The 8828-nt window shown below is 73.1% G+C and carries 7 protein-coding genes; 3 read left to right on the top strand and 4 right to left on the bottom strand.

Features of this window, described 5'->3' with window-relative positions:
• A partial coding sequence (locus L1885_RS18325; protein ID WP_235798210.1) for a maleylpyruvate isomerase N-terminal domain-containing protein occupies nucleotides 1-1162 on the top strand: 1162 nt, incomplete at its 5' end.
• Between the two features lie 127 nt (nucleotides 1163-1289).
• On the opposite strand, the gene purU is transcribed toward L1885_RS18325, so the two are convergent.
• Together purU and L1885_RS18315 are read right to left on the bottom strand one after the other, a co-directional pair.
• Entirely contained in the window at nucleotides 1290-2234 is a 945-nt protein-coding gene (purU, locus tag L1885_RS18320) for a formyltetrahydrofolate deformylase (RefSeq protein ID WP_235798209.1), read from the bottom strand.
• A gap of 183 nt (nucleotides 2235-2417) precedes the next feature.
• A complete protein-coding gene (locus tag L1885_RS18315) occupies nucleotides 2418-2864 on the bottom strand; it encodes an SCO4402 family protein (RefSeq protein WP_235798213.1) in 447 nt (148 codons plus the stop codon).
• Nucleotides 2865-3048: 184 nt separating this feature from the next.
• On the opposite strand from L1885_RS18315, the gene L1885_RS18310 reads away from it, so the two are divergent.
• Nucleotides 3049-4365, top strand: a complete 1317-nt coding sequence (locus L1885_RS18310) for an ABC transporter substrate-binding protein (protein ID WP_268984228.1) — start codon at nucleotides 3049-3051, stop codon at nucleotides 4363-4365.
• A gap of 114 nt (nucleotides 4366-4479) precedes the next feature.
• Here L1885_RS18310 and L1885_RS18305 read toward each other — a convergent pair whose 3' ends face one another.
• The gene (locus L1885_RS18305) at nucleotides 4480-6696 is read right to left on the bottom strand and encodes a trypsin-like serine protease (RefSeq protein ID WP_372481971.1); all 2217 of its coding nucleotides are present in this window, start codon (nucleotides 6694-6696) and stop codon (nucleotides 4480-4482) included.
• A gap of 76 nt (nucleotides 6697-6772) precedes the next feature.
• The gene (locus L1885_RS18300) at nucleotides 6773-7285 is read right to left on the bottom strand and encodes a hypothetical protein (RefSeq protein WP_372481970.1); all 513 of its coding nucleotides are present in this window, start codon (nucleotides 7283-7285) and stop codon (nucleotides 6773-6775) included.
• Nucleotides 7286-7859: 574 nt separating this feature from the next.
• Here L1885_RS18300 and L1885_RS18295 point away from each other — a divergent pair.
• Nucleotides 7860-8828: ALF repeat-containing protein (locus tag L1885_RS18295; protein ID WP_235798207.1), on the top strand; the 969-nt coding region annotated here is incomplete at its 3' end.

The following is an 8828-nucleotide window of genomic DNA, read 5'->3' as shown; positions in this document are numbered from 1 at the left end:
GGCCTACGCGGCCGCGGACCGCGCCGGCACGCGCGCCGGGAGCGCCGGGCCGGGTCCCGTCCTGCCCGGACCGTCCCACGGCGTGCTGATGTCGCTGCTCGGCGCCTGGGCGCTGGCGGCGTGCTCGCCCGAGGAGAGCGCGTACGTCGAGGCGCACCTGAGCGTGTGCGAGGGCTGCGCGGCGGAGGCGCGGGCGCTGCGTGAGGCGGTGGGCCTGCTCCAGACGGAGCGCAGCCTCGACCTCGACCCGCTCCTGCGCTCCGCGGTGCTGCGGGACTGCCTGGAGCGCCGTCCCGCCCGCACGCCCGTGCCCGACTGGGCCCGCCCGTACGACGCCGAGACGGCACGGCTCGACGCGCTGCTGCGGGACATCCCGGAGCCCGAGTGGCACACGCCGGTGCGGCTGCGCTGGTTCGAGGGCGGGAAGGCCGCGTCCCGGCGCACCACGGTCGCGGGCGTGGTCGGGCACCTGATGGTCGTGGACGGGCTGGTCGGCGTGGCGCTCGGGCTGGAGGACCCGCTGTTTCCCGCCGCGCCCCTCGCGCCGGACGAGCGCACCGAGCGGTTCTGGGGCGCCGCCGCGCCGCCGACGCGGGCCGTGCACGCCCCCTGGCGGGCGCAGAACCACGCGGTGATCAGGCGCGTCTCCTCCGCCCCTGGCGGCGTCACGGGTGTGGACGTGTCGTACGGGGCGTACGTCCTGCCGCTGCGCGACGCGCTCGTCGAGCGGGCCTTCGAGTGCTGGATGCACGGCGCGGACATCGCCGACGCGGTCGCGTACCCCTACGAGGCACCGGGCGGCCCGCACCGGCACGAGATGGTCGACCTCGCCGCGCGGCTGCTGCCGGGCGTGCTCGCGCGCCGCAGGCGGCGCGGTCTCGCGGCCCCCGCCGGCGAACTGGTCGCCGCGGGCCGCCCGGGGCGCTCGCTGCACCTGGAGGTCGAGGGCGACGGGGGCGGCGACTGGTACATACCGCTGGACTCGCCGGCCGCGCTCGGCTCCGAGGAGCGCGCCGTGGGGCACGTCGTGCTGGAGGACCTGGAGTTCTGCCGGCTGGTGGCCGGGCGCGTCGAACCCGGGGAGGCGGCGGCGGGGCAGAGCGGCGACCTCGGAGCCGTGCACGAGGTGCTCCAGGCGGCCGCCGGGCTCAGCCGCATGTGAGCCCCGGGGCGTTCCGGGCGCCGGAGGCTGCCCCGCGCTCTCGCGTGGGCGGGGCGGCGCCGGAAGCCGCCCCGGGCGCCGCCGGGAGCCGCGCCGGCACCGCCGGGAGCCCCCGGCCGGCGCCCGCTCAGGCGAAGACGACCGTCCGCGAACCGTTGAGCAGGATCCGGTGCTCCGCGTGCCAGGTCACGGCCCGCGCCAGCGCCCGGCACTCGACGTCCCGGCCGACCGCGACCAGCTGCTCCGGGGTGACCTCGTGGCCGACGCGCTCCACCTCCTGCTCGATGATCGGGCCCTCGTCCAGCTCCGCCGTCACGTAGTGCGCGGTCGCCCCGATGAGCTTCACGCCCCGGGCGTGGGCCTGGTGGTAGGGCCGCGCGCCCTTGAAGCTCGGCAGGAACGAGTGGTGGATGTTGATGATCCGGCCGTTCAGCTGCTTGCACAGGTCGTCGGAGATGACCTGCATGTACCGGGCCAGCACGACGAGTTCGACGTCCTGCTCCGCCACCAGGTCGAGCAGCCGGCGCTCGGCCCCGGCCTTGGTGTCCTTGGTGACCGGGATGTGGTGGAAGGGCACGTCGTAGGAGGCGGCGAGGTTCTCGAAGTCGCGGTGGTTGGAGACGACGGCGGCGATGTCGACGGGCAGCGCGCCGATGCTCGCCCGGAACAGCAGGTCGTTGAGGCAGTGCCCGAACCGGCTGACCATGAGCACGATCCGCATCCGCGCGTCGGCCCGGTGGATCCCCCAGTCCATCCGGAACGCGTCGCCGATCGCGGCGAAGCTCGCCCGCAGCTTCTCCACCGAGACGGCCCCGGCGGCGCCCGGCCCGTCCGCGGCGGCGTCCGGCCGGACGGCCTCCGCCGAGAAGTGCACCCGCATGAAGAACAGGCCGGTGTCGCGGTCGCCGAACTGGCGGCTGTCCTCGATGTTGCAGCCGGTCATGAAGAGGTAGCTGGAGACGGCGTGCACGATCCCCTGCTTGTCGGGGCAGGCCAGCGTGAGCACGTACTCCTCGCGCGGGGCGCCGCTGCGGCCCGCTTCGGCGGCGGCTGCCGCGGTCGGCTCGTTCATACCCCGGAGGATCCCACAGACGCACTCCCGGAGCCCGTGCGTGTCCACGGACCGGCCGGCCCGCCCGGTACGGGCCCGCGCGGGGGCGGCGGTTCGCGGGGCCGCGCGCGTCCGCGGCCCGGTGCGCGGCTGCTCGGGCCGCCTCCCGCGCCGGGGCGCCCGCCCGCGCCGGGCCGGGGGCCGTCAGGCGGAGCGCGTGATGATCTGCAGCACGTCCAGGGACTTCGGGGGCGTGTCCGGGTCGTCCCCGTCGTTCGTGGCGAGCAGGACGTGCGCCTCGCGGGCGGCCCGCACCGCCTCGGGCCAGCCGTGGTGCTCCATGTACACGGAGACCTGGGCGTCGGGGCCCACCTGGTGCATGATCCTCAGCACCCGCAGCACGGCGACGTCCACGAGGGCGGACTCGGCGGAGTCGCGGAAGATCGTGCCGACGTACTTCTCCGCGGACCAGTTGTCCAGCCAGGTGTCCTCGACCAGACGGTAGACGGCGTCGGTGACGTCGCCGTACCCCTCGCGGCCCGCGAGCCAGCACTCCTGGTGGAAGACCGGATCGGAAAGCATGTGCAGCGCGGAGCGCACGTTGCTGCGCCAGCGCCACCACGGCATGTCATTCAAGGGCATGCCGCCCATGGTGGAGGAGCGACGGGCACGACGGGAAGAGTTCTCTGAAGCTTGCTGCACGGTCGTCGATCGTACGTCGACCGTATCTTCCGCACGGAATCCCACGATCCACCTCCGGCTGTTCATCTTCCGGCCACCCCACGTGCAGCCCCCTCCCGAGTACCGTTCCCCGGCTGCCGGAAGCGTGCACACAATGAGCGGTCGGTCGCCTTTCGTCCCCCTTCCTCGGCTCTCCCGGCTCCCTCGGCCCCGCCGCGTGCGCGTGCGCGCGGCGACCCTGCGGGCCCTGGGCGCCACAGCCGTGAGCGTGTCCGTGCTCGCGGGCTGCGGGGTGCTGCCCGGCGACGCGCAAGGCTCCTCGGACATCACGGTCATGACCTGGGCCCCGGTCGGCACGAACGCGACCAACATGCCCGGGATGCCCGCCATGGCCAAGGCCTACGCCCGTTGGGCCGACTCCAACGGCGGCCTGGCCGGGCACCGCCTCGACGTCCTCACGTGCAACGAGCGCAACACTCCGGCCGGCGCCGCCGCCTGCGCCCGGGAGGCCGTGGCGAAGAAGGTCGACGCGGTCGTCGGCTCGTACAGCCAGTGGGGCCAGCAGTTCATGGCTCCGCTGGAGGCCGCGTCGATTCCCTACATAGGCGGGTTCGGCCTCAGCACCCAGGAGTTCACCAGCTACCGCTCCTACCCCGTCAACGGCGGCCAGGCGACGCTCCTGGCGGGCAACGGCCAGCAGCTCGCCGACTCCGACTGCGCGCACACCGCGCTCGTACGGCCCGACACCAGCGCCGGCGACACGCTCGCCCAGTTGCTCGACACCGGGCTCGCGACCCGGCACGAGCACCGCGCGACGGACGTCCGCGCGCCGGAGGACGCGACCGGCTACGCGCAGGAGGCCGGGCAGGCGCGCGACGACGCGGGCGACGGCGGGTGCGTCACCGCCCAGCTCGGCGACCACACGTCCACGTTCTTCGACTCCTTCCGGCGCCTGAGCGACGACGGCCGCGACGTGCGCGTCTCGTCGGTGGTCGGCAGCGTCGACCAGCCGCTGATCGACGCGTCCGGCGGCGCCGACGGCCTCTTCGAGAACGCGATCGTGACGGGCTGGTACCCCGACTCCGCCGATCCGGCGTGGAACGCGATGAAGAAGGTCATCAACAAGGAGGCCTTCGAGGACGATTCGATCGACGCCGACAACGCGGGCGTGCAGACGACCTGGATCGCGTACACGGCGCTCGCCCAGATCGTCTCGTCCGTCAAGGGCGGGAAGGTCGACTCGGGGAGCATCATCGACGCCCTCGACCACGGCGCGACGGTCACCACGGGCGGCCTCACCCCGCCGCTGCGCTGGCGCTACCAGGACATGCTGGGCGCGCCGGGCTTCCCCCGGATCGTCAACCCGGACGTGACGTACCAGGTGGTGCGCGACGGCCGGCTGGTGGCGCAGAAGAAGGGGTTCGTGAACGTGGGCAGGACCCTCGTGGGATCGAACCTGCCGCCGCAGTGACGACGGCGCCCGTGCCCGGCGAAGGCCCGCCGCCCGGGGTCGCCCCCGTGCGGCGGGCCGGCGCGCCGTCTGCCGCGGCCCGGCGGGTCCGGCGGGCGGCTGCCCGGCGGCCGCCTACCGGACCACGTACCCGAAGCGCTCGCCGGCGGCCGGGAGGCCGCCCTTGCCGGGCTCGTACGCGGTGACCGCCGCGGTGGCGCCCCCCGCGGTGACGTTGGACATCGGCAGGGAGTACACGGCCCCGTAGGTGCTCGGGCCGTACGGCATGCCGACCTGGAGGGCGGTGCCGGTGTAGTGCAGGCTCACCCCGAGGTACTGCTTGGCGGCGGAGGCTCCGGGGATGCCGTCACCGTCGCCGGACTCGATCCACTTGTCGTGCGCGCCCGGGGTGCCCAGGAGCGAGAAGGTGCTGATCGCGCCCGCGCTCACCGTGGTGCCGATCGCCTCGTCCGGTGAGCCGACGGCCATCTTCAGCGTGTCGGCGGTGCCCACCTCGCGCGGTGCGGTGTTCACGGCGGCCACGTTCTGGCCGAAGTGGTCGCCCGCCTCGGACGTGCCGGACACGTCGTCGTCCCCGGGGCCCTGCGAGTACCAGTTGAGCTGTGTGAACGAGCCGGCGGCCGTAAGGTCGAAGGTGTTGACCATGCCGGCGTCGGCCTTGTTCACGCCGTCGATCGTGAGGTCCTCGCCGGGCGAGCCCGCCACCAGGACGGAGTCGGTGGCCGCGGCCTCGGACGAGGTCCGGTACGGGACCATGGCCAGCGAGGCGCCGAACAGGTCGCCCGGCTCCGAGGCTCCGGAGACCGCGTCGTCGTCCTGGTCGAGGCCGAACAGCGGGGTCGGGAAGCCGTCGCTCGTCAGCTTCTGGTCGAAGACCTGGAGGTTGCCCGCGTCCACGTCCGTGCCGATGGCGTCGTGGGGCGCGGAGACGGCGATGTGGTTGGCGTCGGCGGCGATCGCGCTGCCGAAGGCGTCACCCGCCTCCACGCCGCCGGGCACGCCCGGGGTGTCCTGGTCGATCGCGACGCTGGTGCCGTCGTGCACGTAGTAGACGTCGCCCGCTCCGGCGACGGTGCCGACGGACTCGCCGGGCACGCCGATCACCAGGTAGGGGTCGCCCGCGGCGGTGGTGCCGGCGGCGAGGGCCTGGCCCATGCGGTCGCCGGCCTCGCTGGTGCCCGCCTTGATGGAGCCGGTGCCCGAACCCTGCTCGAAGTGGGCGTTCTTGACGGTTCCCGTGCCGAGGCCCGCGGGGGCTCCGTACAGGATGTCGACCATGCCCGCGTCGGCGGCGCCGCCCAGGTCCTCCGAGGGCGTGCCGACGACGAGGTCGGTGCAGCCGTCCTCGTTGTAGTCGACGGTCGCGATCGCCTCGCCGAACCAGTCGTCCTTCTCGCCCGCGCCGGGGACCCAGTCGAGATCCTGGTTGATCTCGTCGGTGCCCTTGCCGCCGCCGTAGACGATCCGCACGAGGCCCGCGCCCGTGACACCGCCGACGGTCGCCTTCGGGTCGGCCACGGCGACGTCCTCGGTGCCGTCGCAGTTGAAGTCCGTGATGCGGCTCGCGCCCACCGTGCTCGTCACCCACGACCCCAGGTCGTCGACGCGTGCCACGACACCGCCCGTGCGGGTCTCGGCCGGGTCGATGCCGAAGCAACCGCCCTGGTAGGACTGGCTGGTGAGGGCCGCAAGCTCGGGACCTGCGCCGGTCGTGCGGACCACCGGACCCCCGGTGTCGCCCATGCACGCGGCCGCGCCGTCCTGGCCGGTGACGGCGGCGGTGGTCGCGGCGGCCGCGTCCACCGAGAGCGTGCCCGAGTGCAGCGCCAGCGGCGCCCATTCGGTCTTGGTGCGCCCGTACCCGGCGAACTGCAGCTTCTCGCCGGCACTCGGCGCGCTGCCCGCGAGGGCGACGGGGGCGACATTGGTGACCGGCCGGTTCAGCCGGGCCAGGACGACGTCCCGGTCGGTGCGCGGCACGAGCTGCACGACGTCGCGCACCGCTCCGGCCGTGCCACTCAGGTCGGTGCGCCCGATCGTGGCGGTCGTGTGGAGCTTCGGCTTGCCCGCGGGCACCGCGAGGCTCGCGGCCGGGTCGTCGGCGAAGCAACTGGCCGCGGTCAGCAGCCACTCGGGGTCGACCAGGGCGGCCGAGCAGCCCCGGTCGTGGTCGCCGACGACGACCTGTGCGCTGTAGCTGTACGTGGTGCCGGCGACCGGGTCCCCGGTCACCGCGGACGCGGGCGCCGTGCCCAGCGCGATCGACGCGGCGGCCAGGGCGGTCGCCGCGGCGCCGAAGCGCATGCGTCTGCTGTGTGTGCTGTGTTTCATGCCACGACTCCCGGGGCGAGCGGCCTGCGGATGGTGAAGAGGTGCCGGATACGGCTCGACGTGCCGTCCTCGCAGGTCACTTGGTCGACCTGATCTCCACGAGGGTGAAGTCGCGGCCCTGCGGGTCCGCGCTCTGCCCGATGGGGACGAAGGTGTTCTTGGCGACGTCGAAGGTCTGCTGGTCGTCGCCCGTGGTCATGTCGACCTGGGTCGTGTAGTCGTTGCTGCCCACGCCGTAGACCGAGGGGACCTCCAGGGTCAGCCAGCCGGACTGGCCCTTGACGTCGAAGCACACCTCGTTGTTCTTCAGTGAGTAGAACTGGAGCTGGCCGGTGCCGTCGGCGCAGTCGGCGAGCGTGATGTGGCCGTCGCCCCGCTTGAGGGTGATGTGCTTCTCGGCGAGGATCTTGTCCGCGTTCGGATAGTTGAAGTCCTCCACCGCGTAACCGGGAGCGTCGTCCGCGGCGGGTGCGACAGACGCCCCGCCGGCGTGCGCGGACACCGCGCCCGCGCCGTCGGCCGCCCCGCCCGCGATTCCGAGCCAGGCGAGGGCGCCGGCGGCCAGCGCGGCGCCCAGTGTGCGCACCACGAGACGCCTCGGCCCCGGCGTATTTCTGTCACGTTTTCTCACTGCAGCACCCCAAGGGTCGTTTCACGTTGAAATTGACCAGCAATGCATGCGCCGGCAAACGGGCATGACCATGAGCCCCCGGCATTTTTCGCACCGGCGGCAGCGTGAAATTCGGAGCTTGCGAATGAGAGCGCCGCGCCCCCCGGCATTCACGGCTTGACGATGCATCAAAGCTCCACAGTTCCCACCCTGTCCAGTCAAATAATTAGGGGCAAAGGCGCCAAAGTGGCCGGAGTTCGTTGTGCTCAATGTCACCTGCCGGAAACGTTAAGTCCACCTGTGGAGGATCGGTGAAGAGTAAATAAACGTTCAATAACCCGCCATGTGACGGTAATTCGGGAGGATCCCCCTGCGCTCCAAGAATTCCTCCTTCCCGACCCTGCGAGCCGTCGGTATGGTCTGATGCGAAACGGCGCCCAGCCCTTATCCCGGCAGACGAAGAGGCGCCGTTGCGCGTGTCCGCGCCGCCGTATTCGCATGGAAAGGGACACCCTTGTCAGCACCTTTGTGGGACAGACGCACGTTGCTCAAAATGATCGCCGCGGGAGCGGCCGTTCCCGCCCTGCCCACGTTCGCCACCCTGCTCGCCACGCCCGCCCGGGCCGAGGGGAGCGGCGACGGGGACACGGGACCGGGCCTGCCGGACACCGACCGGGGCCGGGCCGTGTGGGCCTACCGCAGCGGCGGGCAGTCGGTCCGCGCGGCCGCCGCCGCGGCGCTCGTCGCCTCGCCGGCCGCCGTGTCCACCTTCCTCACCGGCGAACTGCCCACGGCCAAGGCGACCGACAACCGCTTCGCCGTCATCTCCGCCCTGCCCTACGCGGGCCCCTCGACCCAGGACGCGGCGACCACGGCGCTGGCCGCGGGGGACAGCGCGATCGCCGACTTCCTGGCCGAGGGCTACGCGACACCCGTCACGAGCGACCTGCGGCTCTCCGTCTTCACAGTCCTCAACAACAGCGGCACCGCCGTCCAGAGCGCGGCGAACGACGCGCTGACGACGAACACGCTGAAGTCCCTGCGCACGTTCCTGACGGACACCCAGTACACGGCGCTGGCCCAGGACGAGCGGCTCCAGGTCTTCACGATGCTGTCGACCGCGTCGCCCGAGGTGGCCACGTACGCCCAGCGCGCCCTGGACGACGGTTCGCCCGACGCCATCCACCAGTTCCTCTTCTCCGGGCAGTACATCGCGCGCGCCCGCGACGAGGAGTCCGCGACGATCGACCAGCTGGTCGCGATCGTGGAGCGGGAGGGGCAGCAGGCGAAGCTTCGGACGGAGCAGGCCGTCACGGCCTCCGACCAGGCGAAGAAGGCCGCCGCCGAGGCCAAGGCCGCCGCCCAGAAGGCTGCGGCGGAGGCGGCCGCCGCACAGCAGGACGTCGCCAGGTCCGCGGCTGCCGCCAACGCGGCCGCGAACGCCGCACGCGGTGCCGCGGGCGCCGCCAACACCGCGATAGCCGCGTCCCGCACCGCCCAGGCCGCGTCGAGCCGCGCCGCG

The organism is Streptomyces fuscigenes, from assembly GCF_021556455.1.
Taxonomy (GTDB): Bacteria; Actinomycetota; Actinomycetes; order Streptomycetales; family Streptomycetaceae; genus Streptomyces; species Streptomyces fuscigenes.
This window is presented reverse-complemented; position numbering and strand designations above follow the sequence as displayed.

Excerpts from the sequence above, each read along its gene's own strand:
- L1885_RS18315 (WP_235798213.1), bottom strand. The coding sequence starts at position 2,864 with ATGGGCGGCATGCCCTTGAATGACATGCCGTGGTGGCGCTGGCGCAGC.
- L1885_RS18310 (WP_268984228.1), top strand. The coding sequence starts at position 3,049 with ATGAGCGGTCGGTCGCCTTTCGTCCCCCTTCCTCGGCTCTCCCGGCTC.
- L1885_RS18305 (WP_372481971.1), bottom strand. The coding sequence starts at position 6,696 with ATGAAACACAGCACACACAGCAGACGCATGCGCTTCGGCGCCGCGGCG.
- purU (WP_235798209.1), bottom strand. The coding sequence starts at position 2,234 with ATGAACGAGCCGACCGCGGCAGCCGCCGCCGAAGCGGGCCGCAGCGGC.